The following is a 22,578-nucleotide window of genomic DNA, read 5'->3' as shown; positions in this document are numbered from 1 at the left end:
TCCGCCAGCAGGCGAGGCCTGCAGACCGGACCTGTCGATGGTGGTGGATCTCGATACGCCCGCTGCGCGGGCTACTCGATCAGCGAGGAGGGGGCAGCAGGCGGCGGGCAGGAGCCGATCAGTCGGCGCGAGGGCGGCGGAACGTCGCCGCGTGGTGCTCGGGGGCGATGTGCGGGCCGCCGCCGAGCATGCGCTCGCGGAACGTGCTGCCGGTCGACGGCGGGTCGAGGCGGCCGCGGCGGCGCAGCTCGGGCTGCACGAGGGCGATGAAGTCCTCGAGAGAGGCGATGCCGAAGACGGCCTCGAGCATGATGCCGTCGAGGTCTGTCTCGTCCATCATCCGCTCGAGCTCGTCGGCGACCTCGACCGGGTCGCCCGTGATCGCGAAGCCGCGGGTGCCCTTGCCCTTGAGCTCGTCGAGGATCTCGCGGACGGTGGGCGCCGTCCCGTCGGGCCGGGTCAGGAAGCGCTCGATGTTGCTCGTGCCCATCTGGCCTGCCTGGTCGTCGAGCACGAGCTGCTCGGCGAGCGTGCGGTCGAGGTCGTACTCGAGCAGGTCGACGCCCGTGTTGCCGGCGTAGTAGTGCGCGGCCAGCTCGTCGCTCTGAAGGGTGTCGAACTCGGCGCGGAGGCGGGCCGCTTCCTCCGAGGTCTCGCCGACCACGATCGTCACTCCGACCATGACCTTGATCGCGGAGCCGTCGCGCCCGTTCTCGTCGGCTCGGCGGCGGATGTCGGCGATGTCCGAGGCGACCTTCGCGTACGTCGAGCCCTGCACGAACACGCACTCGGCGTTCTTCGCCGCGAAGGCCCGGCCGACGGGCGAGGTGCCCGCCTGGAACAGCAGCGGCGAGCGCTGCGGCGACGGCGGCAGCGTGTGGTACCCGTGCGAGCGGTAGAACTCGCCCTCGTACGCGACCGGGTGGATCCTCTCGGGGTCGGCGAACACGTTCGCCTCGTGGTCGAGCACGATCGCGTCGTCGTCGTTGCCGCCCTCCCAGAACGAGAAGGCGACGTCGACGTACTCCTGCGCGGCGCGGTAGCGCTCGTCGTGCGGCACCATGGCCTGCTGCCCGAGCATGGCGGCCATCGTGTTCTGGGAGGCGCCGGTGACGATGTTCCAGCCGATCCGCCCGTTCGTCACGTGGTCGAGGGTCGAGAACTTGCGGACGGCGTGCAGCGGGTGGTCGGCCCCGGTCGTCGAGGTGACGACGAAGTTGAGCCGCTCGGTGCCGACCGCCAGCGCGGGGATCAGGTAGGCGCCGTCGAGCGAGAAGGTCATGCCGGCCTTCACCAGCACGTCCGAGAGCTCGCCGCGGCGCGAGGAGTAGCCGAATGATCCGCCCGCGAAGAAGAGGAAGTCGAAGTCGGCGGCCTCGAGCACCTGCGCCATCCGCACCCAGTAGCCGATGTCGCGGAAGTCCCCGCCGTCGCGGCTGCGCGGGTGCGACCAGCTGATCGTGCCGCCGACGTGGGCGGTGCCCGCTTCGAACACTCCGAGGACGATCTTCTTCATGCGCTGCTGCAGTCCGTTCCCGGCCCGGGCGGGCCGCTGAGGGCCCCCGCACCTTGACAGCGGTGAACCATGTGGTTCACGATAGCCCAGAAAGCCAGACAGGACGGAGCCGTCCTTCCGAGTCCCCCTCCCTGAACGACACTCCGACGAACGGCGCCCCATGACCACACTCGCCCTCACCCGCATCGAGGACGCCCTCGCGCACGTCCCCTCCGCCGTCGCCGCGGTCGCCGCGATGGTCGACGGCGCCCCCGAGGGCATGATCGCCACCTCGCTGAGCGTCGGCGCCTCCTTCGACCCGCCGCTGGTGATGTTCGCGGTCCGGGAGGCGTCCACGACCTGGCCGCTCCTGCGCACCTCCGCCCGCGTGGGCGTCTCGATGCTGTCGGCGTCGCAGGCTGCGGCGACCCACCGCCTCGCCTCCCGCACGCGCCACAGCCGGTTCGACGGCCTCGCCCAGGAGGAGCGCGAGGGCGGAGCCGTCCTCCTCGGCGGGTCGTCGCTCCGCTTCGAGTGCTCGGTGCACGCCGAGACGCCGGCGGGCGATCACCGCGTCGTCCTGCTCCGGGTGCACTCGCTCGAGGTCGATCCCGCCGTCGAGCCGCTCGTCTACCACCGCTCCGGCTTCCGCGAGCTGCGGGACGCGAGCTGACGGGCAGCTCGCGTCCCGGCTGATCAGCGGCCCGTCACTCCCGCCAGCCCGAAGCGGAAGACGAGCCGCCCGTCGCGCGGCCGCACCAGGTACTCCGGATGCGGCCGCGCGCCCCAGGAGTCGTCCCCGGCGACTCCGCGCCGCCGGAGCGCCGGACGGAGGACCGTCCGCTGCACCGGCGGCAGCTCGTTCGGGTGCTGCGCGTTCTCGATCTCGTACGGCGTCCACGGCAGTGCCGAGAACTCCATCCCGTCATCGCTGTCGAGGCGCAGCCCCCAGCCGTCGTCGTCGGTGACCTCGGCCCAGCGCACTCCCGTGCGGCTGCCCGACTCCTGAGGCTTGAGGTACGGAGGCAGCTCGCGCGCGACCTCGCTCTGCCAGACGTCGAGGCGCGCCCCGAGCCGACGGTCGGAGTAGCACTCGTCGGGTCCGTCGCCGTACCAGCGGAGCCGGTGGGCGTCGGCAGTCGTGGTGAGCTGCATGCCGAACTCGGGCAGGTCGGGCAGGGCGTCGGGGACGTCCATCGCGACCGTGACCTCGATCCGCCCGTCGCCGGTCACCCGGTAGTCGACGTCGCAGGTCGTGCGCGGGGTGGTCGGCAGCTCGTAGGTGAAGCCGACGGTGACGGCGGTGTCGTCGGAGGAGACGCGCGCGGTCCGCAGCGCGTCGCCGGCGACCCGCGCGTAGCGGCTCGCCAGCAGCCACTGGCCGTCCTCGAACGGCCCGCCCCAGCCCCGCTCGTTCGACGTCGGGGCGTGCCAGAACGACGGCATCGGGATGGACGTGAGCATCTCCCGCCCGCCCTCGGCGCCTCCGCCCCACCGGTACGACATCAGACCGCCGTGCAGGCGCGAGAAGAGGACGCTGAAGCCCTCGCCCCGCACGCCCACGTTGTGCGTGCCGTCGATGATCTCGGGGAGCGGCGCCCTGGCGACGGACGGTCGGCCCGCCACCCGGAGGACGTGCTGACCACGGGCGACGACGTGACCGGGCTCGGCCCAGCGGGTCCCGACCGCGAGCCGCAGCTCGACGTCGACGGTGTACTCGCCCGGCAGCTCCGGCACGGGCACCGGAGTCGCGCAGCGCTCCGTCGATCCGGGAGCGACCGCCGTCTCGAGCGGCCGGACGGCGAGCTCCCTGCCCTCCCGCCGCAGGGTGACGACGGCGTCGTACTCGGAGGACGGGGTCGACAGCAGCCGGTTCTCGATCACGATCCCGTCGGCCGACACCTCGACGCGGAACGGCTGGTAGAGGTGCGCCACCTCCTGCAGCTTGGGCGTAGGAGTGCGATCGGCGAAGAGGATCCCGTTGCCGCTGAAGTCGCCGTCGTGCGGCGCCTCTCCGCTGTCGCCGCCGTAGCCGAGGTAGGACCGCCCGTGCCGGTCGACCATCGGGATCGCCTGGTCGGCGAAGTCCCAGATGAACCCGCCCTGGAACAGCGGCTCGCGGTACGCCAGGTCGAGGTAGCGGTCGACCGCGCCGAACGAGTTGCCCATCGCGTGCGCGTACTCGCAGAGGATGAGCGGCTTGTCGCGGTGCTCGGCGAGGTAGCCCTCGACCTCGGCGGCCGAGGTGTACATCTGGCTGACGACGTCGGTCGTGTCGGGGTAGCGGGAGTCCCAGTGCACGCCCTCGTAGTGCACGGGCCGGTCGTCGACCTCGCGGAACCAGTCCGAGAGATCGCGCAGGACGCTGCCGCCGAACGACTCGTTGCCGAGCGACCACATCACCACGCTCGGGTGGTTCTTGTCGCGCTCGACGAGGCTCCGCGCGCGGTCGCGCAGCGCGGGGATCCAGCGGCCGTCGTCGCCGGGCACCGCCTCCGCGACGGGGGCGCCGAGGTAGCGGACGCGGTCCCACAGCCCGTGCGTCTCGAGGTTCATCTCGTCGATCACGAGGAAGCCGTACTCGTCGGCGAGCTCGTAGAAGAACGAGTTGTTGGGGTAGTGGCTGGTGCGGATGGCGTTCACGCCCGTCCGCTTGAGGATCCGCAGATCCTCCTCCGTCTGCTCGCGGGTGACGACGCGGCCCTCGAGGCCGAACTCGTGCCGGTTCACGCCGAAGAAGACGACGCGACGGCCGTTCAGGCGCAGCACTCCCTCCTCGATCGCGAAGCGGCGGAGTCCGACCGCCTGCGGGATCACCTCGGTGATCTCGCCGTCGGCGTCCTGCACGCGCACGACGAGCCGGTGCAGGTAGGGGTCCTCCGGGCTCCAGAGGCGCGGCGCGTCGAGACGGATGCTGTGCAGCCCGTCGCCGTCGCGGCGCAGCTCGCCGACCCCCTCGAGCTCGATGCTCGCCGAGCCGTCGCCGTCGAGGCGCAGCTCGACGACGATCTCGGCGGAGCCCTCCTCGACGACGGTGGTGACGCGGAGGTCCTCGACGTGCACCCGCGGTCGGCGCAGCAGCACCACGTCGCGGAAGATCCCCGAGAAGCGGAAGAAGTCCTGGTCCTCGAGCCACGAGCCGCTCGACCACTTGACCACCTGCGCGGCCAGCGTGTTGCGGCCGGGCACGAGGGCGTCGGTCAGGTCGAACTCGGCGGGCGAGAAGCTGTCGGCCGAGAAGCCGAGGTACGTGCCGTTCAGCCACAGCGCGATGGCGCTCTCGGCGCCGCGCACGTCGAGCGCGATCCGCTCGCCGGGCGCGACGGGTGCGTCGAGCTCGAACACCGTCAGGTAGGACGCGACCGGGTTGAAGCGCTCGGGGGCCTGCCCGGGCCCGATCGCCTCCCGCCCGTCCCACGGGTACTGCGTGTTCACGTACTGCGGGCGGTCGTAGCCGTGCAGCTGGATGTGCGCGGGCACGGGGATCAGGTCCCAGTCGCTCGCGTCGAACCCCGGCTGCTCGAAGCCGGGGATCGTGCCGGAGGGATCGGTCGCGTAGTGGATCCGCCACAGCCCGTTCAGCGACTGCTCGAACGAGCTGACGCCGCTCCGGGCCTCCGCCTCGGAGCGGAACCAGCGGTGGTCGGAGTGGGCGGGCCGGCGGTTCTCGGCGAAGAAGCCGGGGTCGGACAGGCGCGCGGGGTCGAATCCGGAGCCGCGTGCCGAGCCCTGCTCCGGGACCTGCGCGAGGCTCACTTGATCGCTCCGGTGATGCCCTCGGCGAACGAGCGCTGCAGGATCATGAAGACGATCACGGTGGGCACCGAGGCCAGGAACACGGCGAGCATGAGGATGCCGTAGTCGACCACGTAGCCGGCGCTGAGGTTCGAGATCAGCATCGGCATGGTCTGGAAGTCGTTGTTCACCAGGATCACCTTGGGCCAGAGGAAGTTGTTCCACGCGGTCATGAACGTGATGACCGCGGCCGCCGCGTAGGTCGACTTCATCGACGGCAGGTAGATCTTCGCGAAGATGCCCAGCTCGCTCACTCCGTCGATCCGCGCGGCCTCGATGATCTCGTGCGGGAACGACCGCGACGCCTGGCGGAACAGCAGGATGAGGAACGGCGTCGAGACGGCGGGGATGACGACCGCGGCCAGCGAGTTGATCATCCCGAGCTCGGCGAAGACCTGGAAGAGCGGGATCATGGTCGCCGCGAACGGGATCATGATGGCGATGAGGAGGACCGCCATCACGAAGTCCTTCGCCCGCGAGTGGAAGACCTCGAAGCCGTAGCCGGCGATCGAGCAGACGATGAGCGCGAGCGCCGTGGTGCCCACCGCCACCGTCAGCGAGTTCCACATCGCCGCGCCCACGTCCTGCAGCTCGAGCAGCCCCACGAGGTTGTCGATCAGCGCGGTGCCGGGGATGAGGCGGGAGTCGAGCACGTCCTGGCTGGTGTTCGTCGCCGAGACGGCCATGAAGTACAGCGGGAAGATCGAGAAGACGGCGAAGATCCCCAGGAACACGTACTTCGGCAGGCCTCGCAGTCGAGCCACGGCCGAGACGGAGCGGACCGGTGCGGTCGGCGGCCGGTTGTCGGGGGACTCCGTCTCGGGGAGGGCGAGGACGGGATCGGTCACGGGCAGGGTGCGGACGGGATCAGTCACGCTTGTCACCGACTTTCAGCTGGGCGAACGCGAGGATCGCGACGAGGATGAGGATCACGTACGACAGCGCGGACGCGTAGCCGAAGTTCGGGTTCTTCAGGAACGAGACCTCGTAGAGGTAGTGCGACATCGACATCGTCGTGTACGCCGGGCCTCCCCTGGTCAGGGCCCACGATTCATCGAAGAGCTGCAGAGTGCCGTTGGTCGACATGATCGCCGTGAGCAGGATGATCGGCTTGAGCTGCGGGATCGTGACGTGCCAGAAGGTCTGGAGCGCGTTCGCGCCGTCCATCTTCGCCGCCTCGATGCTCGAGTAGTCGACGTTCTGCAGGGCGGCCAGGTAGAAGACCATGTTGTAGCCGGTCCAGCGCCAGAGCAGCCCCAGGATGATGACGAACCGCGCGGTGTCGGGGTTGCCGAGCCAGTTGACGGGCGAGTCGAGGATGCCGATGCCCGTCAGCACGTCGTTGACGAAGCCGTCGTTGGCGAAGAGCGTGCGGAAGACGAGCGAGTAGGCGACCAGCGAGACCGCGCACGGCAGGAAGATCGCGGTGCGCCAGAAGGTCTTGTACTTCAGCGTGCGGCTGTTGAGCAGGTTGGCCAGCACCAGTGCGAGGACCAGCATCACCGGCACCTGGATGAGCAGGTAGACGAAGGTGTTCTGCAGCGTCAGGAGGAAGATCTCGTCCTGCAGCAGCCGCTCGTAGTTGAGCCAGAACGGCTCGGCGAACGAGAGGTTCGCCCCGCGCCCGGTCTGCAGGGAGAGCAGGAACGCCTGCGCCATCGGCAGGAAGCTGACCAGCAGGATCAGCAGCGACGCGGGCAGGAGGAAGGCCCAGCCGGTGAGGCTGCGCCGGCGCGCGCCGGTCATCCGGGGCGCGCGGTGCAGATCGCGCTGCCGCTGAGGGGGGACGCGCGGCTTGGGACGCGGTGGGGCGGAGGTGGTCACGGGCGACTCGCATTCTCGGAGAGAGGGAAGAGGAGGGACCGGGCCGGGGAGGTGGCGGCCTCCCCGGCCCGGAGACGCGGTCAGCTCATCGCGAACTCGACGTTGGCCTGCGCATCCTCGAGCGCCGTGGCAGGGTCGGCGCCTCCGATGATCTGCGTGATCGCCGCGCTGACGGCGTCGCGACCCTCGTAGTAGTACGCACCGGTGTTGTTGCTGGGCACCTCGGCGCCGAACTCGGCGACCTCCGCGAAGATCGGCTGGCCGGCGAAGAACTCGTTCGGCTGCTCGTAGGCCGCGGAGGAGCCGGCGGGGAGCCAGTTCGCGACGGCGCCCGACTTGGGGAGGATCGTGTCGTAGAGCTCGGTGGAGCCGGCGAAGGTCGCGGCGAGGAAGTCGGTCGCGAGCTCGGTGTCGGCGTTCGAGCTGATCGCCCACGACGATCCGCCGCTGGCCGTGTAGTTCGTCGCGCCCGAGATGCCGTCGAGCGAGGGCACGTTCGTGATCGCCCACTTGCCGGCCTGGTCCTCGGCGGTCTGGATGGAGCCGACGATCCAGATGCCCTGCATCGTGCCGCCGACGGAGCCGTTCACGAAGGTGCCGAGGTACTCGTCCCACGAGTTGACCTCGACGTAGACGCCCGACGTGACGAGCTCCTTGTAGACGTCGATCGCCGCGAGCAGCGCGTCGTTGTCGGTGATGGTGGGGTTGCCCTCGTCGTCGAAGAGGCTGGCGCCGGCGCTCTGCAGCATCATCATGATCGTGTCGGAGGATCCGGCCTGACCGGACATCAGCGGCGAACCGGTCTTCGCCAGGACGTCCTTGCCCTTGGTGATGAACTCGTCCCAGGTGATGTCGGTGAAGTCGTCGATCGTGTAGCCGGCCGCCTCGAGGACGTCGGTGCGCAGCGCCGTGACGGCGGTGCCCGAGTCGAACGGCACGCCGTAGTTGACGTCGTCGAGCGTCGAGTAGGCGGTGACCGCTTCCGGGAACTCCGAGAAGTCGACCGCGTCGGCGGACACCTCGGTGAACACCTCGGGGTAGTTGACGAGGTTCTTCTGGAACGCGTTGTTCTGCATCAGGAAGATGTCGGGCAGCTCCTCGTACTGCTGCGACTGCGCGAGCGTCGTGAGCTTGGGCTGGAGGTCGTCCCACGGCGTCTCGACGATGTCGAGCTCGAAGTCGGGGTTGTCCTTCTGGTAGATCTTCTCGGCCTCTTCGAGCGCCGCGATGTTGAACGTGGGGTCCCAGGCCCAGACGGTGAGCTTCTGGTCGCCGTCTCCCTCTCCGCCTCCGGAGGAGGACGAGCCACCGCCGCCGGCCGCGCAGGCGCTCAGGGCGAGGGTGAGGGGCAGGGCGATGGCCACGGCTGTCGTGACCTTCTTCGTGAATGTGCGCAAAGTGATCTGTTCCTTCTGTGGTTGCAGGGTGGATGGGTGCAGGTGGGGATGGGTCGGGGACGCGCCCGGTCACCGGGCGCGAGCGGGAAGGCGGGTCAGCCGAGCGGCTTCCAGGGGCCGTAGGGATCGCCGGGCGCCTGGTTGCGGGTCCACCACTTGGCCTGGAACCGCTTCCCCTGGTGGACGACGATCTCGCCGGTGTCGAAGATCCGCGAGGCCGTCCAGACGGCGGTGCCGTCGGGCGCGGTCGTGATCTGCTGCCAGGGTCCGTTGACGTCGCCCGGGGTCTGGTTCTTCGAGTACCAGGAGGCGCGCCACTCGGAGCCGGTGAAGAGGACGCTGTCGCCCTTCTGGTAGACCGCGGTGGCGCTCCAGGCGGCGAGGACCCTCACGTCCAGACGCGCCTGGACTCCCGCACTGCCGGTGGCGAGGAGGCGGGGGACGACGGCCACGGTGGCCGTCTTCCCTCCGGCGGTCCTCGTGTCGAACCCGCTGACCTGGTAGTCGGCGGCGGCCAGGACCCGCGTCGTGCCGTCGGCGAGCGTCGCGGTGACGACGATCGATGCGGGATCGAACGCCGCTCCCACCGGCGCCAGGATCGTCGACGGAGCGACGACGATCGAGCGGACCGCCGAGACCAGCGCGGCGCGAGCCGCCTCCAGCCGCGAGACGGCCTCGTCGACCGCGGCCTGAGGAGCGGGGCCGGCGAGCACCGCCTCTGCGTTCGCGCGGGCCGCGGCGAAGGGCGCCCAGCTGTCGGCCGTGACGCTGTCGGCAATGATCCCGGCCGTGTCGGCGACGAGCGCGCTCAGCGCGGCGGTGTCGACGCTCCGCTGACGCAGCGCGAGCGCATCGACGGTGACGTTCCGACCGCCGGCGCCGGTCGCGAGGATCGCGACCCGGGCCGTGCCCGCCGGGAGGGCGAACTCGCTCGAGGTGACGTCGGCCCATCCGCTGGTCGCGGGCAGGTCGGTGACGTGCTCGATCCCGTCGGCCCCGGTGACGACGATCCGCGCCGACGAGAGCCCGCCCGGGTTGTCCACCCGAGCCGAGAGGCCGTAGACGCCGGCCGGCACCTCGTTCCCCTGCTGCACGCCGCCCGAGAAGGCCTGCGCCGCACCGAGGCGGAGGGCGAAGCGCGACCCGTCCGCCCCGGGGGAGGGGTTCGAGACGAAGCCGGTGGTCGAGGAGGACGGGTCGGTGACCTGCGTCCAGCCGGTGACCGTGCTGACGGCGATCCGGTCGGCGGCGAAGTCGGGGTTCAGGATCCAGTTGTTGCCGGCTCCCACCTCCCACTCGCCGGTGCGGGCGTTCAGCTCCCACTCGCTGAGGGAGTTGAAGCGCACGTCGGCGCCCGTCCCGCTGAGCGGCACCCACTGGTTGTAGCCGAGGCCGTTCCAGGCGAAGTCGGCCCAGCGGTCGCCGGCGTAGATCACCGTGTCCTGCTCGGTGCCCTGCACGGTGAGGAAGAAGCCGCTCTGGGTGACGTGGCTGTAGTCCTTCTCGGTGCCGGGGAGCACGTACATGCTCGAGTAGGGCCCCTGGATCCGCCCCTCGAGCGAGCGCACGAGGTAGGTCTGCGAGGTGTTCCAGCCGTGCAGGTCGGAGCTGGCGACGTAGTACTGGCCGTCCAGCTTGAACATCGCGTTGCCCTCGCGGCCCGCGCCGCGGTAGACCTCGACGGCGGTCTCGACCGACAGGGAGTCGGCGTCGCTGATCTTCCCGACGTAGGTGCGGCTGCGTCCGTCGCGGTACGAGAAGACGAGGTAGTCGGAGCCGTCGTCGTCGGTGAAGACGGTCTGGTCGCCGGTGCCCTGGTTCCAGCCGGGCTTGTTCGGGTTCTCGTAGACGCCGGGGATGTGCGTCTGCAGGTTCGCGTACTCGAAGTCGGCGGTGGGCGAGTCGCCGCTGAGGAAGAGGACTCCCGCGTTGCTGACCCGGGCGGGGTCGGGGCTCTCGAACTGCGTGAGCAGCACGTAGCGTCCGGTGCTCTCGTTGTAGGCGACGCCGAGGCGGCCGATCCAGACGGCGTCGGCGAGGGTCTCCATGTCCGAGAAGTAGCTGCCGGTGACGTCCTTCGACGTCGGGATGTGCAGCGCGGTGTCCCTCGTCGCGACGTCGTTCTCGAAGGTCCAGTTCACGAGGTCGTCGGAGGAGTAGGCGGTGACCGCGACGAAGTCGACCTCGCCGGCCCGCGTGTAGGTGCGGGTGGGGTTGTCGTAGTAGAGCTGCGAGCCCGTGTACTCGACGCCGTACCAGTAGTAGCGGTCGCCGAAGCGGAAGATGCCGCCGCCCTGCGAGAAGATCGGGTCGCCCGCGGTGTCGAGCCAGAAGCGGTTGTTCTCGATGGTCTCGAGGCTGCCGTTCGACAGGGGCTCGAGCGCGGCGGCGGTGGCCTGGAGTCCGTTCTTCGCGGCGACCACGGCCGCGGCGGTGGCGCTCGGGTCGTCGAGGACCTCTCCGGCGGTCACGGTCGCCGCGGCGAACGGCGCCCACGAGGCGGCCGTGTAGGCGGAGGGGACGCGGGTCCGGTACTGGTCGAGCATCTCGCGCAGGCCCGAGATCCGCACCAGGGCGTCCTCGGCCGCCTCGAGCTCGGCCAGGGCGGCGGTCAGCTCGGCGTCGGTGGAGGCGGCGGCGTCGCGCACGGCGGTCGCGCGGGCGACGACGCTCGAGAAGCCGGCCCAGGAGTCGGCGGTGACGTCGTCGGCGCCGACGGCGCTCACCCGGTCGAGCGCCGCGGTGAGCCGTGCGCGCTCGTCGACCGGCACGGTGGCCGTGAACTCGGCGGAGGCGTGGTTGATGTAGCCGACGGTGACCACGCGGAGGACGTGGTCGCCGGGCTCGAGGCCCGTGTGGCTGAAGATCGGCACCGTCGTGGTCGACCGGGCGCCGCGGTAGTCGGCCGAGCCGACCTTGACGCCGTCGACGAAGACGTCGGCGGTGCCGTTGGTCGTGGCCTTGCGTCCCGAGAGCGAGACGGTCTCTCCCGTGAAGGGGATCTCGAACGCGGCGCCGCCCGTCGCCCACGTGTGCGTGCTGTTCTTCGCCCAGTCGCCCTCGTAGAAGGTCTTCAGGGCGGTGCCGCGCACGGTGGTCATGTCCGAGAAGGCGACCGTGGTGGTCTGCACCTCGGCGGCCGCTGCCGGCGCCGTCTGTCCGGCGAGCACGAGCAGTCCTGCGAGCAGTGCGGCCATCAGGCCGTGCAGTCGCCTCGGCGCCGTCGTGGGTCGAGTCATGGAGATCCTCCGTCATCGCAGGTTCACAGTGATACAGCGCTGTACCACGGAGGTGAATCTAGACCCGGCGACGCCGACTTGGCAAGAAGGGCTTTCCCGCCTCAGCGCGTCGTGCCGCGCGCGATGACCCGCGAGCGGGCGAACAGCGTTGTCGGCGCGGTGTCGACCCGATCGATGCGGGCGACCAGCCGCTCGAGCGCGGTGCGGGCGATCCAGTCGATCCGCGAGTCCATCGAGGTGAGCGGCGGCGTCAGGAACGCCGACTCCTCGATGTTGTCGAAGCCGACCACCTGCACGTCCTCCGGGAGGCGGAGCCCGCCCTCGCGCAGCGCCGAGACCGCGCCCGTGGCGAGGACGTCGTTGAAGCAGACCAGCCCGTCGAAGCGGACGCCGCCCTGGACGAGATCGCGGGCGACGCGGAAGCCCGAGCCGATCGTCCAGTCGTAGCCGGTGACGCCGATCAGGCGGGGATCGAGCGTCCGCCCCGCCGCCGCCAGCTCCTCGATGACTCCGCGCAGCCGCAGCTCGGCGTTCCCCTCCGTGGCCGAGCCGATCACTCGGGCGTCGAAGGGCGCGTGCGCCCCGAGCACCGCGATCGACGTGCTGCCCCGCTCGAGCAGGTGCGCGGTGGCGGCCCGCGCGTCGGCGACGTCGTCGGTCGTCACCCGGTCGGCGAGGTCGAAGGTGCTCCGCGTGCCCAGGCAGACCAGCGGGTACGCGACGTCGAGGGCCGAGCGGTCGAGGGTCTCGTGCTCCGAGAGCGAGAGCAGCAGGCCGTCGGTGAGCTGCGCGTTGAAGCGCTGCAGCAGCCGCCGCGAGCCGTCGCCGCCGTCGTCGGGGTAGGTGGTCACGTAGACGGCGAGGTCCATGTCGCGCGCGGTCTCGATGACCGCCTCCGCGAGCTCGGCCAGGTACACCGCCTTCAGCGTCGGCACCGCCAGCGAGATCGCGTCCGTCCGGCCCCGGGTCAGATTGCGCGCGGCGACGTTGACCGTGTAGCCGAGCTCGTCGACCGAGGCGCGCACCCGCGTCCGCGTCTCCTCGGCCATCCGGCCCGTGCCGTTGACGGCGTTGGAAGCGGTCTTCAGCGACACTCCGGCGTGCGCCGCCACCGATTCGAGGGTGACCTTCCTGCGCGCCTGACCCATGTCGTCCCGTCCTCGATGCGGCGGAGGCTCTCGACCGCCCTCACCCGACATGGATACACCAGGTTCGTCGAATCCCCGCGCAGCGGTTACGCTGGCGCCCGGCTCAGCAGGCCCGAGGGGACGAGGAGCATGACCACCGAACCGACGAGGCGCACGCAGCTCCTCGAGCGCATCGTCGACCACGTCCTCGAGAACGGGGTCGCGACGGTCTCCCTGCGCAGCCTCGCCCGGGCCGCCGACTCGAACAACCGGATGCTGCTCTACTACTTCGGCTCGCGCGCCGCCCTGCTGTCCGAGGCGATGGTCGTCGCGGCCCGCCGGTTCCCGGACATGCAGCGCGCTGCCGACGAGCTGCTGGTGGCCGACCGGACCCTGGGGGAGCGGCTGGACCACTCGTGGGAGGCGCTCGCCTCCTCGGCGAACCGCCCCTTCCTCCGCCTGTTCTTCCAGGTCTTCGGACTCGCGGCGTTCGAGCAGGCCGAGGAGTGGCGGGAGATGCGCGCGCGGTTCGACGAGTTCCTGCAGCCCGAGCTGCGCCGGGCGCTCGCCGAGTCGGGGGTGCCCGACGACGAGGTGCAGCTCGCCGCGCGCGAGATCGTCGCGCTGTGGCGCGGGCTCGAGATCCTGCTGATCTCGATCGAGGACGACGCGGGCGTCGACGCGGTGCGCCGGCGCGGGCACGCCGACCTGCTGGCGCGGCTGGCGGAGGCGCAGAAGTAAGGCTGAGCGGGCGGATCCGCTCGGAACTCGGGTATTCGCCCGTATCGGCCTTAGTTGCGCGGCTCCTTCGACCTCAGCTCAGCGATCGCCGCCTCGAACTCCGCGCGCAGCCGCGCCTTCTGCTCCGGCGGGCAGAACGCGGCCTCCACGCCGTTCAGCGCGATCGTGCAGGCGTCGTCGACGCTCAGCCCGAGCGCGGGCAGCGCCTCGCGGTACTCGCGCCCGATGTCGGTGCGGAAGAACACCGCGTCGTCGGTCGAGACCGTCACCCGCAGGCCCGCGCGCACCATCGCGGCGATGCGGTGCGAGGGGTCGAGCGTCCAGCCCGAGCAGATCGTGGTCGAGATCGGAGTCGTGGTGAAGCCGATCCCGGAGTCGCGGGCCCGCGCGACGAGGTCGGGGTCGTCGAGGATCCGGTAGCCGTGATCGATCCGGTCGACCCGCAGTTCGTCCAGGGCGATGCGGACGGAGTCGGGCTCGGAGCGGTCGGTCTCGCCGACGTGAGCCGTCAGCGCCAGACCCGAGCGGCGGGCGAGCGCGAACGCCTCCGCGAACCGCGCGGGATCCTCCGTGCCCTCGGGCGTCAGATCGTCCATGCCGAGCGCGAGCACCTCGCCGCGGGGGTGCGCGCGGATCTGCTCGACGAGCTCGACGGCGCTCGCCGCCGAGTCGCGGCGGTTGACGGCGACGACGATCCCGAAGCCGACGCCCAGGTCGGTCTCGGCCGCGCGCAGCCCGTCGAGGATCGGGTCGAGCAGCTCCGCGTAGCCGAGCCCGCTCCAGCCCAGGAATTGCCGGTCCGCGAAGTACTGCGGATCGATCGCGTACTCCCGGTAGCGCAGGCCCTGCGCGGCGGCCGAGCGCACGCCGTCGTAGGCGACGGTCGCGAGATCGGCCGGGGTCCGCAGCACGCGGTGCGCGGCGCGGAAGGCGACCAGGAACTCCCGCAGATCGGCGAAGTCGAACAGCGTCGCGGGGTCGGTGGAGGGGAGGGCGACGCCGTACCGCTCGGCCGCCGTGATCAGGTGCGCCGCGGACATCGTCGACGCGAAGTGGCAGTGCAGCTCGGTCTTGGGCAGCCGGAGCAGCAGCTCGTCGTCGTTCATGCGCGTCGCTCGTGCGCGAGGACCGACATCAGCACCTCGTCGTGGAACGCGCCCGCGTGGAAGACCGCCTCCCGCCGCCGCCCCTCCTCGGTGAAGCCCGCCCGCCGGTACGCGGCCCGCGCGCGGGTGTTGAACGCCGCGGTGCCGAGCTCGATCCGGTGCAGACCCAGCTCGCCGAAGCCGTAGTCGACGGTCGTCGCCACCGCGTCCGGCCCGAGTCCGCGGCCGACCGCGTGCGGCCCGAGGATGATCGCGAGGGTCGCGCAGCGCTGCGGGAGGGCGCCTCCGTAGAGCGTCACGTGACCGGCGAGCGACTCGTCGGCGAGCTCGACGATCGCGAAGCCGACCGCGCCGGCCGTCGCGTTCGCGCTCCAGCCGCGCAGCGCCTCCGCCGCGACCCCGGCCGGTCGCGGCAGCACCGTCGTGTGCTGCAGCACGGCCTGCTCGGGGTCGTTCCACCAGGCGTCGATCGCGGCGAGGTCGTGCTCGGTGGCGGGGCGGAGGCGAGTCCGCTCGCCGCGCAGCAGACCGGCCCCGTAGGCGGTCGCCGCGTCCTGGTCGGGGAAGGCGCTCATGCCCTCCAGCCTGCCAGGCTCACGCGCGCGGCGGCCCGCCGAGGTCGAGGCGGTGGCGAGGGGCGGTGAGCAGGTGCGCGGAGTCGATGCTCGCCCGGCCGGGGACGCGCCGATCGCGGACGCGGGCGTCGAGGAAGACGCCGGAGTCCTCGCGCCACGGCAGGATCCGCACCCGCACGACCGACGAGGCGAGGGCCTCGCGCCAGGGCGCCAGGTCGATCTCCCAGCTCCGGCCCGACCAGAACTGGTCGGCGACGAGCACGCCGTCGATCTCGAGGCGCGCGACGTCGCCGCTCCACTCGAGCACCAGCACCGTCGCGGCGTCCGGGTCGAGATCCGCGATCGGGATCTCGACGACGGCCGCGTCCTCGAAGTCGCTGTCCAGCGGTGCCGAGAGGCGCCCCATCGAGCCGCCCCGTCGCTCCGGAGCGGGGGAGGAGTCGGCCCGGACGACCGTGACGGGCAGCTCGCGGATCGGGTCGTATGCGGGGAGCTCGAGGGTCTCGAAGGCGAGCTCCGCCGCGCGCAGGATCGAGACCTCCGCCCAGGCGCTCCAGCGCTCGAGCACGATCCGTTGCCCGTCCACCGTCACTCCGCCTTCGAACAGCACGAGCACCGGCTCGCCGGCGACCTCGACGCGCCAGAGCCGGGAGGCGGAGGCGTCGTCGAGGATCACGAAGCGGGTGCCGCCGACGGTGACGACGCAGTCGATCCCAGGCGCGCGGTCGGGCCGCCAGCGCCCGCCCGCGGTGCTGCGGGAGGCGCCCTCGACGACCGCGGTCGTCTCGAGCTCGAGCTCGACCGGGATGCCCTCGGTCGCCGCGAGGACCACGACGGTCTGCGCGCCGTCGCCGATCTCGGTGATCGGCTGCGCGGTGGCCGAGACGGCGGCCACCGAGCCGAAGGGCCGCCGCACGGGCCAGACGAAGAACGCGCCCGCCGGCACGGCCACAGGCTCCGTGGGCAGCAGCGTCACGTCGTCGCCGATCGCGACCGGGAGGCGCACGCCCTCCGCCGTCGGCAGCGGCGCGGCGGCCGGCTGGCGGTTCGTCACGAAGACGTAGCCGCCGCGCGCGTCCGCCCGCGTCGCCCAGCGGACGCCCGTCTCCTCCGGATCGCCGACCGTCACCGGCAGGCCGGTCAGCTCGGCGCCCCAGCGCTCGAGGAACAGGTGCTGCCGCCGCAGCAGGTGGTAGTGCGGGCGCAGCGTCCCGGCCGCCCCGATCGGCGCGAAGAAGTCGTAGTCCTTGCGCGGCATGTCGTTGGGGTAGTCGCTGTCGTGCGACTCCTGGGTGCCCGCGCCGCCCGCCCCCGTGACCTGGGTGGTGCCGTGGTAGAGGTAGTAGCCCTGCCACGCCGAGCCGCTGCCCAGCTTGGTCAGCGCGAGCGCGGCGACGTCCTCGCCGTCGACCAGCGGGCGGCGGTGGTAGGCGGTCGTCATGCCGCCGCCGAGCTCGCAGGTCAGGAACGGGTAGCGGTGGTCCTCCGCGACCGGCTCGACCGGCGCCGAGTCGCCGCGGACGTCGGCGCCGACGGACAGGTCGTCGCGCACCGTCGAGTACTCGAAGTGCATCCGCCCGAAGGCGGGCCACTCCACGTCCGCCTCCTCCCAGAAGCCGTCCGAGTAGCCCGCATAGACCGGCGCGACCCGGTCCAGCGGCAGCTGCGCGCCTCCCCAGCCCGTCGCGACCCAGAGCGGGGCCGCCATGCCGACGCCCTCGGCCAGGTCGCGCAGGCGCGCGAGGTGCTCGGGCTGGTCGTAGAGCTCGTTGTCGACCTGGATGCCCACGATCGGCGCCGAGGGGTGGTCGGAGTCGCGGAACAGGCCGCTCAGCTGCTGCGCGATGCCGCGGAACCAGCCCTCGACCAGGTCGAGGTACGCGGGGTCGTTGGTGCGGTGCCGGATCGGCAGGCTCTGCAGCCAGTCGGGGAACCCGCCGTGGCGCGCCTCGCCGTGGGCCCAGGGCCCGATCCGGAGCATCACCGAGAGGCCGGCGCGCCGCGCCTCCTCGACGAATCGGCGCAGATCGAGGTGGCCGTCGAAGCGGCGCTCGCCGCGGGTCTCCTCGTGCAGCATCCAGAGCACGTAGGTCGCGACCACATCGATCCCGCCGGCGCGGATCTTCCGGAGCTCGTGCGGCCAGCGCTCGGACCGGTCGCGGCTGAAGTGGTACTCGCCCATCACGGGGAACCACGGCTGCCCGTCGCGCCTGACCGACGTCGAGTCGATGGTGATGGATCCGGAGGTCTGCTCTGCTCTCGACACCCCTCGACCGTACGGCCGGACGGCGTCGCTCCCCAGCAGGGCGACCACGGTCCTCCTGGAGGATCCTCTGGTCGTCCTGCTCCTCGGCCGGCCCGGGGCCGCGGGCGTCAGTGCTGCAGAGCCTCCTCGATCGCCGCGAGGTCCGCGTCCTCGAGGGGAGCCGCGTCGAGGGCGCCGACGTTCTGCTCGAGCTGCTGCACGCTCGACGCTCCGATGATCGCCGAGGTGACGGCCGTCGAGCGCAGGACCCAGCTCAGCGCGAGCTGGGCGATGCTCTGGCCGCGCCCGTCGGCGACGTCCTTGAGGCGCGTGATCATCCGGTGGTAGTCGCCCTCGATCGCTCCGGGCTTCAGGAAGTGCCCGACCGCGGCGCGCGAGTCCGGCGGGATGTCGCCCGAGAGGTAGCGGTCGGTGAGCAGCCCCTGCTCGAGGGGGGAGAAGACGATGGCGCCGACGCCCTCCCGCTCGACGAGGTCGAGCAGGCCCGACTCCTCGGGCCGGCGGTCGAGCATCGAGTAGCGGGGCTGGTGGATCAGGAGGGGCACCCCGTGCGCGGCCAGGGCGTCGCGCGCGGGGAGGGTCTGCTCCGGGGAGTAGTTCGAGACTCCCGCGTACAGAGCCTTCCCCTGCTGGATCGCGCTCGCGAGCGCGCCCATGGTCTCCTCGATCGGGGTCTCCGGGTCGGGACGGTGCGAGTAGAAGACGTCGACGTACTCGACGCCGAGGCGCCCGAGGCTCTGGTCGAGGGAGGAGAGCAGGTACTTCCGGGAGCCGAAGTCTCCGTAGGGGCCGGGCCACATGTCGTAGCCGGCCTTGGTCGAGATCAGGATCTCGTCGCGGTACGGCCGCAGGTCCTCGGCGAGGACGCGTCCGAAGGACGACTCGGCGGAGCCGTACGGCGGCCCGTAGTTGTTGGCGAGGTCGAAGTGCGTGATGCCGAGGTCGAACGCGCGCCGCACGATCTCCCGCTGGCCCTCGAGGGGCTTCGTGGCCCCGAAGTTGTGCCAGAGGCCGAGCGAGAGGGCGGGCAGCTTGAGACCGCTGCGGCCGGTGGGGTGGTAGGTCATGCGGTCGTAGCGGTCGGCGGAGGGGATGTAGGTCATGCGTCTTCTCCAGGTGGCGTCGTTCGGGGCAGGGACGAGGGAAGTGAGCGGCGGGGCGCCGGAGCCGTGCTCACCGGGAGACCGCGCGGCGCGTCCGGTCCAGAGCCGCTCGGACCGCCGCGACCGAGTCTGCGAGCCCGAGCTCTCCGCCCGCGATCTTCGTGATGACCCGGATGTCCGGGTCCACTCCGAGGAACCTCTCCAGCACGTCGGCCTCCAGGAGGCTCGCGCTGGAGACCGCCCGCCCGGCGCGCGCGATCCGGACGGGAGCGTGGTTGTCGCTGAACGCGGGTCCGAGAGTCGTCGCCACGTCACTGACTCCCGACACCCCGAGTACGGCGAGCGTGCCGGTCTGGCGGGCGCGACGCGCGTGCTCAGCAGGGCCGTCGAGGCTCCGCGTCTCGAGATAGGAGCGCGCCCAGTTGATCGCGGTTCCGAACCCGTGCCGCTGGGCGAGATCGATCTCGGTCGGCAGGTCGAGGAACCCCTTCACCGGGTCCGGCCCCTCGAAGGAGTCGCAGTGCTCGACGACGATCCGCACGCCGGGGAGGTCCCGTCTCGCGATCTCGGAGAGACTCCGCGCGAACGCTGCTCGGGCGGACGCGGCTGTCGCTCGCGTCGCCCGCGGGGCCGAGTGGATCAGGACGGTGTCGATCACCGCCCGCTGCTCCCGGTCGTTCAGCGCCAGTGCGGCATCGCCGGCCCGCCGCGTCAGGGCGACCGCGGCGACCCGCCGATCCTCGGCGGGATCGGCCAGGCCGATCCCGCGCTCGAGGACCGCCGGCAGCAGGGTCAGGGCGTGGGTCCCGGCGCGGCGGAGCAGCCGCAGCAGCGCCTCCTCGTCCGGGACGAAGGCGCTGCCGAAGGGGATCTCGAACCCCGAGCACCCGGTGACGAGCGCGATCCGCTCGTGGAAGGCGTCGAAGGCCGCCGCATCGAGCCGTGCCCTCTCCGGCGCCGACGGGTAGGCCCCGACGATCACCTAGCGGGCGCCGTCCACCCGCGCACTGGCGGGCAGCCCGAGGTCGCGGATGTACGCGGCGAGCTCCAGCAGCGGCGCACCCTCGTGCGCCCCGATCCCCTCCGGCTTCCAGCGGCTGATCGGCTCGATCGCCAGGCGGGAGCTGTGGCGGAGGTAGTACTTCGCCGAGGTGGGGTAGCGCGAGTTGATCGTGTGCTCGGCCACCGTCAGGAGGCGCTGCACGGCGACGGCGGTCTCGGCGGGCTGGTCGTCGTAGTGCTCGCAGAGCCAGGCGACGTGCTCCGGGTAGATGTTGGCGGCGTAGCCGCTGAGCCCGGCGGCTCCGAGGCGGAGCGAGTCCGTCAGCGACGAGATCTGCGCGTTGTAGAGCTTCATCCGCGTGCCGCGGATCGCCTCGAGCCGTTCCGACATGGTGTCGAGCGAGTGCGAGGTGTCCTTGTAGAAGACGAACCGTCCCGTCCCGGCCATCCAGGCGACGTTCTCGGTCGAGGGCAGCCGCTTGAACGGCACCGGGCACTCGTAGATCCCGAAGTCGACGCCGGGGACCGCGTCGAGGATGTGCTGGACGGTGGCGCGCCACTCCTCCTCGGTGGTGGTCAGCCCCCCGACGAGGGAGGAGATGAGCACGACCGCGTCGACCCCTGTCGCGGCCATCGCCGCGGCCGACGCCGCCTGCTCCTCCGGGCTCCCGGCGGAGACGGAGGAGGCCACGACGGGGACCCGGCCGGCCGAGCGGTCGACCACGCGGCGCGCGAGGGCGAGCCGCTCCTCCTCGGTGAGGTCGTACATCTCGCTCGAGAGCGCGACGGTGAAGATGCCGGCGGCTCCGTTGTCGATCAGCCAGTCCGTCAGCGCATCGACCTGCTCGAAGTCGAGCGACCGGTCCTGGCGGAACGGCGTGAGCATGACGGGCCAGCCGCCGTCGGGGAGGGTGGCGCCGGTCTCGATGGTCGCGGGCGCGGTGTCCGTGGTGGTCATGTCGATCCTTTTCGATGGTGGTGGCGTGCGGAGGAGGAGGGCGTCAGCCCTTGAGGGATCCGCTGACGAGGTCGAGGCGCCAGTAGCGCTGCAGGAAGAGGAAGAGCGCGATGAGCGGGATCGTCGAGACGAGGCAGCCCATGATCACGACGTTGTAGGTGTTGGGCTGGTCGTTCCCCTGGTTCATCAGCGAGTAGAAGCCGACCGTCAGAGGGAACGTCTCGGTGCGCGAGAGCATGATGAACGGCAGCAGGAAGTTGTTCCAGATGCCGACGAAGTGCAGGAGGAACACGGTGATGAGCCCGGGCACCATCGGGTACACGGCGATCCGCGAGAAGATCCGCCACTCGCTCGCCCCATCGATGCGGCCCGCCTCGAGCATCTCGGTGGGCACCACCGCCGTCGCGTAGATCCGACACAGGTAGATGCTGAACGGGCTGATCATGCACGGCAGCAGCACCGACCAGTAGGTGCCGGCGATCCCGATCGAGGACAGCAGCAGGTACTGCGGGATCGCGAGGATCACCCCGGGGATGAGCACCCCGATCAGCAGGAAGTCGAAGACGAGCTTCTTCCCGCGGAACGAGTACTTCGCGAGGCCGTAACCGGCGAGAGCCGAGACGGCGGTGCCGAGCAGCCCGCCGCCGCCGGCGAAGATCAGGCTGTTGAGGCACCACGACCAGAACGCGCCGTTGCCCACTCCGAGCAGCAGGGCGAAGTTCTCCTGGAATCCGCCGGTGAAGCTCGGCCAGAGCGAGAAGGTGGTGAACAGCTCGCCCGAGCGCTTGGTCGCGGCCGTGAAGAGCCAGAAGACGGGCAGGAGGCAGTACACGGCTCCGATGAGCAGGACCGCGGTCGGCCAGAAGGCGGCTCGCGGCCGAGTGATCGTGGGACCGCGGCGGCGGGAGCGGACCGACCGGGCGGCGCTCTGCGGGTCTTCGACGACGGGAGGCAGCTTCGTGAGGGTGTCGGTCATGGTCAGTCTTCTCCGAAGGCGCGCGACTGCAGGAACCGCAGCAGGCCGAGCGAGGCGATGAGGGTGAGGAGGGTGACCACGACCGAGGTCGCGGAGGCCGAGAACAGGTCGTTGGTCACGAAGGCGTCGCGGTAGATGAGCATCATCGGCACCCAGTCCGATCCGATCACTGTGGTGAGGGTCACGAGCGTGTTGGGCTCCGAGAAGACCTGCAGGGCGCCGATGACGGAGAAGAGCCCCGTCATGATGACGCCCGGCACGATCAGCGGGAGCTTGATGCGCAGGGCGAGCTGCCGCTCGGAGCAGCCGTCGATGCGGGCGGCGTCGTAGATCTCGGCGGGGAGGCCGCGCAGCGAGGTGTACAGGATCACCATGTTGAAGCCGACGGACCCCCAGATCGCGATGTTGGCGACCGAGAAGAAGACGGAGTCGGGGCCGAGGAAGACCGGTGCGGGCAACCCGAGAGCGGTCGCCGCATCGACGAACGGGCTCACTCCGGGCAGGTAGAGGAACCCCCACATCAGTGCGGCGATCACGCCGGGCACCGCGTACGGGACGAAGATCGCGATCCGCGAGAACCGGCCGAAGCGGGTCGACAGGTTGTCGAGCAGGAGCGCGAACACCAGCGCGAGGATCATCGTGACCGGGACCGAGAGCAGCGCGTAGGTCAGCATCCGGCCGAAGCCGGCCCAGAGCGCAGGGTCCGACAGGGTCCGCGCGTAGTTGTCGAAGCCGACGAAGGTCTCCTTCTTGACTCCCAGTCCGCTGCCGCTGACCGTGCTGCCGCGGAAGCTGAGCCAGACCGTGTACAGCAGCGGGAGGGCGAGGAGGGCGACGGCGAGGATCACCGCGGGAGCGACGAAGAACCAGGGCGCCGCTCGAGGGGCGAGAGTCGAGGGGCGCCCGGTGCGGGGCGCGGCGGTGGTCGTCATGAGAACCTCACTGTTCGAGACGGACGGACGGGGCCCCGCGGA

General features: G+C 71.2%; 17 protein-coding genes. 2 read left to right on the top strand and 15 right to left on the bottom strand.

Features of this window, described 5'->3' with window-relative positions; genetic code table 11:
- Positions 1-118: 118 nt before the first annotated feature.
- A complete protein-coding gene (locus tag GRS96_RS00785; RefSeq protein ID WP_159855438.1) occupies positions 119-1,516 on the bottom strand; it encodes an NtaA/DmoA family FMN-dependent monooxygenase in 1,398 nt (465 codons plus the stop codon).
- Positions 1,517-1,676: 160 nt separating this feature from the next.
- Here GRS96_RS00785 and GRS96_RS00780 point away from each other — a divergent pair, with 160 nt between their 5' ends.
- Positions 1,677-2,168: a flavin reductase family protein gene (locus tag GRS96_RS00780; RefSeq protein ID WP_159855440.1), complete on the top strand. Its 492-nt coding sequence runs from the start codon at positions 1,677-1,679 to the stop codon at positions 2,166-2,168.
- Positions 2,169-2,191: 23 nt separating this feature from the next.
- Here the strand turns inward: GRS96_RS00780 and GRS96_RS00775 are convergent, their stop codons facing one another.
- The 6 genes from GRS96_RS00775 to GRS96_RS00750 form a co-directional block, all read right to left on the bottom strand.
- The gene (locus tag GRS96_RS00775) at positions 2,192-5,251 is read right to left on the bottom strand and encodes a glycoside hydrolase family 2 TIM barrel-domain containing protein (RefSeq protein ID WP_159987451.1); all 3,060 of its coding nucleotides are present in this window, start codon (positions 5,249-5,251) and stop codon (positions 2,192-2,194) included.
- Positions 5,248-6,165: a carbohydrate ABC transporter permease gene (locus tag GRS96_RS00770; protein ID WP_235021895.1), complete on the bottom strand. Its 918-nt coding sequence runs from the start codon at positions 6,163-6,165 to the stop codon at positions 5,248-5,250. The genes GRS96_RS00775 and GRS96_RS00770 overlap by 4 nt, the downstream gene beginning before the upstream one ends.
- Entirely contained in the window at positions 6,158-7,114 is a 957-nt protein-coding gene (locus GRS96_RS00765; RefSeq protein ID WP_236553532.1) for a carbohydrate ABC transporter permease, read from the bottom strand. Before GRS96_RS00765 ends, GRS96_RS00770 begins: the two co-directional genes overlap by 8 nt.
- An 80-nt stretch (positions 7,115-7,194) precedes the next feature.
- Positions 7,195-8,511, bottom strand: a complete 1,317-nt coding sequence (locus GRS96_RS00760; RefSeq protein ID WP_159855444.1) for an ABC transporter substrate-binding protein — start codon at positions 8,509-8,511, stop codon at positions 7,195-7,197.
- Between the two features lie 95 nt (positions 8,512-8,606).
- Positions 8,607-11,750, bottom strand: coding sequence for a carbohydrate-binding protein (locus GRS96_RS00755; RefSeq protein WP_159987450.1), 3,144 nt, complete (start codon positions 11,748-11,750; stop codon positions 8,607-8,609).
- A 101-nt stretch (positions 11,751-11,851) separates the two neighbouring features.
- Positions 11,852-12,898 (bottom strand): LacI family DNA-binding transcriptional regulator, encoded by a 1,047-nt coding sequence (locus tag GRS96_RS00750; RefSeq protein ID WP_159987449.1) that lies wholly within the window; start codon positions 12,896-12,898, stop codon positions 11,852-11,854.
- Between the two features lie 129 nt (positions 12,899-13,027).
- Between GRS96_RS00750 and GRS96_RS00745 the strand changes: the two genes are divergently transcribed.
- Complete coding sequence (locus GRS96_RS00745; protein ID WP_159987448.1) at positions 13,028-13,618, top strand: hypothetical protein; 591 nt, start codon at positions 13,028-13,030, stop codon at positions 13,616-13,618.
- Between the two features lie 50 nt (positions 13,619-13,668).
- On the opposite strand, the gene add is transcribed toward GRS96_RS00745, so the two are convergent.
- From add to GRS96_RS00705, 8 genes are all read right to left on the bottom strand, one after another.
- Positions 13,669-14,724, bottom strand: a complete 1,056-nt coding sequence (add, locus tag GRS96_RS00740) for an adenosine deaminase (RefSeq protein WP_159987447.1) — start codon at positions 14,722-14,724, stop codon at positions 13,669-13,671.
- Positions 14,721-15,299: a GNAT family N-acetyltransferase gene (locus GRS96_RS00735; RefSeq protein ID WP_159855454.1), complete on the bottom strand. Its 579-nt coding sequence runs from the start codon at positions 15,297-15,299 to the stop codon at positions 14,721-14,723. Before GRS96_RS00735 ends, add begins: the two co-directional genes overlap by 4 nt.
- Before the next feature lie 19 nt (positions 15,300-15,318).
- Positions 15,319-17,565 carry a beta-galactosidase gene (locus GRS96_RS00730; protein WP_159987446.1) on the bottom strand — a complete coding sequence of 749 codons (2,247 nt, stop codon included), beginning with the start codon at positions 17,563-17,565 and terminating at the stop codon, positions 15,319-15,321.
- A gap of 107 nt (positions 17,566-17,672) precedes the next feature.
- Positions 17,673-18,668, bottom strand: a complete 996-nt coding sequence (locus GRS96_RS00725; protein ID WP_159987445.1) for an aldo/keto reductase — start codon at positions 18,666-18,668, stop codon at positions 17,673-17,675.
- 70 nt (positions 18,669-18,738) lie between these two features.
- The gene (locus GRS96_RS00720; RefSeq protein ID WP_159987444.1) at positions 18,739-19,650 is read right to left on the bottom strand and encodes a DUF4862 family protein; all 912 of its coding nucleotides are present in this window, start codon (positions 19,648-19,650) and stop codon (positions 18,739-18,741) included.
- Complete coding sequence (locus GRS96_RS00715; protein ID WP_159855462.1) at positions 19,651-20,628, bottom strand: dihydrodipicolinate synthase family protein; 978 nt, start codon at positions 20,626-20,628, stop codon at positions 19,651-19,653. It lies immediately after the preceding gene.
- 43 nt (positions 20,629-20,671) lie between these two features.
- On the bottom strand, positions 20,672-21,604 hold the full coding sequence (locus GRS96_RS00710) for a carbohydrate ABC transporter permease (RefSeq protein ID WP_159855464.1): 933 nt from the start codon (positions 21,602-21,604) through the stop codon (positions 20,672-20,674).
- Between the two features lie 2 nt (positions 21,605-21,606).
- Entirely contained in the window at positions 21,607-22,536 is a 930-nt protein-coding gene (locus tag GRS96_RS00705; RefSeq protein WP_159855466.1) for a carbohydrate ABC transporter permease, read from the bottom strand.
- Positions 22,537-22,578 lie beyond the last annotated feature (42 nt).

Source organism: Rathayibacter sp. VKM Ac-2803 (assembly GCF_009807175.1).
GTDB lineage: Bacteria > Actinomycetota > Actinomycetes > Actinomycetales > Microbacteriaceae > Rathayibacter.
This window is presented reverse-complemented; position numbering and strand designations above follow the sequence as displayed.

What these genes read in the sequence shown, in the direction of transcription:
- GRS96_RS00745 (WP_159987448.1), top strand. Translation starts at nt 13,028, where the DNA reads ATGACCACCGAACCGACGAGGCGCACGCAGCTCCTCGAGCGCATCGTC.
- GRS96_RS00755 (WP_159987450.1), bottom strand. Translation starts at nt 11,750, where the DNA reads ATGACTCGACCCACGACGGCGCCGAGGCGACTGCACGGCCTGATGGCC.
- GRS96_RS00705 (WP_159855466.1), bottom strand. Translation starts at nt 22,536, where the DNA reads ATGACGACCACCGCCGCGCCCCGCACCGGGCGCCCCTCGACTCTCGCC.
- add (WP_159987447.1), bottom strand. Translation starts at nt 14,724, where the DNA reads ATGAACGACGACGAGCTGCTGCTCCGGCTGCCCAAGACCGAGCTGCAC.
- GRS96_RS00735 (WP_159855454.1), bottom strand. Translation starts at nt 15,299, where the DNA reads ATGAGCGCCTTCCCCGACCAGGACGCGGCGACCGCCTACGGGGCCGGT.
- GRS96_RS00715 (WP_159855462.1), bottom strand. Translation starts at nt 20,628, where the DNA reads ATGACCACCACGGACACCGCGCCCGCGACCATCGAGACCGGCGCCACC.
- GRS96_RS00785 (WP_159855438.1), bottom strand. Translation starts at nt 1,516, where the DNA reads ATGAAGAAGATCGTCCTCGGAGTGTTCGAAGCGGGCACCGCCCACGTC.
- GRS96_RS00780 (WP_159855440.1), top strand. Translation starts at nt 1,677, where the DNA reads ATGACCACACTCGCCCTCACCCGCATCGAGGACGCCCTCGCGCACGTC.
- GRS96_RS00710 (WP_159855464.1), bottom strand. Translation starts at nt 21,604, where the DNA reads ATGACCGACACCCTCACGAAGCTGCCTCCCGTCGTCGAAGACCCGCAG.
- GRS96_RS00750 (WP_159987449.1), bottom strand. Translation starts at nt 12,898, where the DNA reads ATGGGTCAGGCGCGCAGGAAGGTCACCCTCGAATCGGTGGCGGCGCAC.
- GRS96_RS00725 (WP_159987445.1), bottom strand. Translation starts at nt 18,668, where the DNA reads ATGACCTACATCCCCTCCGCCGACCGCTACGACCGCATGACCTACCAC.